The organism is Vallitalea sediminicola (genome assembly GCF_054408565.1).
The window spans coordinates 1-1,893 of record NZ_BTPT01000147.1 but is presented as its reverse complement, the minus strand read 5'-3'; the positions used below and the strand labels follow the sequence as shown (position 1 = coordinate 1,893).

2 protein-coding genes are annotated in these 1,893 nt (G+C 29.1%); both read right to left on the bottom strand.

Translation table 11 applies throughout. The features are described from left to right. Window positions 1-563: 563 nt before the first annotated feature. A complete protein-coding gene (locus tag ACX6CF_RS26230) occupies window positions 564-989 on the bottom strand; it encodes a hypothetical protein (RefSeq protein ID WP_458788337.1) in 426 nt (141 codons plus the stop codon). 153 nt (window positions 990-1,142) lie between these two features. After that, window positions 1,143-1,526: a DUF6155 family protein gene (locus ACX6CF_RS26225; RefSeq protein ID WP_458788336.1), complete on the bottom strand. Its 384-nt coding sequence runs from the start codon at window positions 1,524-1,526 to the stop codon at window positions 1,143-1,145. Between the last annotated feature and the right edge of the window lie 367 nt (window positions 1,527-1,893).

Genomic DNA, 1,893 nt, shown 5'->3' with positions numbered 1-1,893 from the left:
TCAAATAATTACACCTGAAGAACATCATCTCAATTATCAAAATATGCAGAGGATTGCTGTATAAAAATAAATTTTAATTGAATAAATGCTTAAGCTGCTTTTTTTCTTTCCAATTAAAAGCCTTATTAAAGTTACTCATTTTTATAAGCCATTCTTTTTAATTTTTTTTCATTTACGTATTGACAATTCTTAGCTGGTCTTTGTATCCTCTTAATAAATACTCTTTATTATTTTATTAATCAGTATTAAATGTATAATATTATGTAAGCAAAATCACAGTTAGGTATACTTAAATCATTAAATGACCTCAAAGAACTACCCTGTAATGAGTGATGTAATGTTATATAACGTTTCGGGTGTTCACGACGTTCACTCTGACGCACAAAATCTTTCTCCAGAGAGAGTGAATGTGCGCTAGCGAACGTAAACACTCTGTTATATGAAGGAATTTACGGCAACAGCCATGTATTTTCTTTTTTTACCAAAGTGACCTTAACTAAATCATCAAGATTTTGCAACTTGAACTATGCACCATAAACCTTCGTATTTCTCATGCATTACAACTATTTCCATGACAGCCTACTAAAAACATGCGCTATCATATCTTTCATACCTTCATCATATTCAAGCAATATAGGTCTTTTCTTCTTATACTTCTCAATATAGTAAGAAGTAATGCTCTCTTCTGTAACAGCTTCTTCAGAGTGTTTCTTTTTGTAACCTTCAATAACTGCTGTTATTGAGTGGTATAAATCTTTGTTATAATCTTTCATAAAATGATTATATAACTCAATTGCTGAATCACTTGCCCCTGACATATAACTCACTACTCCATCGTCGCTGATTGGAGTATTTGCCTTTTCTATCTTTTTATAGATTCGATAAAACATCCTTCTATTCGAATCATCTTTAGCATTAGCTATTAACCAATCCAAGGTCTTTTCCAATAACTCTAATTCTTTATCATCAAATCTAACTTTCTTATACATATTACGTACTCCTATAAATATATTCTGATTTATATTCTATAGCAGAATACAATGTCAGTCAATCTCTTAAACAAATGATACTTGCCCTTTCATATAACTTCATAACTACCTTTCACTAGTAAATTTTTTCATATAACGGTTCCGTATTTAATATTAATCTTCACCATTTTCAAAATTATTATAATAACATTCTTCCATAAATATGCCAAAACCCCATCCTAAATCTTGACCATCGATCATAACTTTTTTACATTTACCTTGGAATTTATCTTCTAAATTGTTATTTACTATATATCTAATTGCCTTATCATACATACATGCAATGTTATTATAAAAGGTCTCATCTATATCTCCATATGTATTTGTAAAATTTACTCCGTTTTCAACATATGTTATCATCAACTCTGCAATATAATCAGTAGTTTTTGCTACTTTATTAAAATCGGAAATAGCCTTTCTTAACACAGAATAATTTAAAACTGATTGACCTCTACTAGGGAAAAATTGATTTTCAACGATATCTTTATAATGTACCAAAGGGTATGACAAATACAGAAATAAACAAGATTAATATTGGTAGAATGATTGATAAAAAGGCTTTCCATTTTGAGAATTTTTGCACCTCAGAGATCATTCTAACCATATTAATAAAGCACCATATACCAATTGTTACTTCTATTATAATAAATATCCAATACACAATAATCGTAAATATATTACTATAAACAAAATTTCTTATACTTGTCAAATTGTCTGCTCCAACTCAGCCCCGAAAGGTAAATAAGCTTTAAAAACTTCATTTTTTTCCTATAGACCTTTATCCACAGGTTCTGGGTATCAACTTGCAAATTTTAAAAAGTTATCCACGGGCCATAATTATAAAAACCCCTTTTTATCTTTTTTG

Excerpts from the sequence above, each read along its gene's own strand:
- ACX6CF_RS26230 (WP_458788337.1), bottom strand. The coding sequence starts at position 989 with ATGTATAAGAAAGTTAGATTTGATGATAAAGAATTAGAGTTATTGGAA.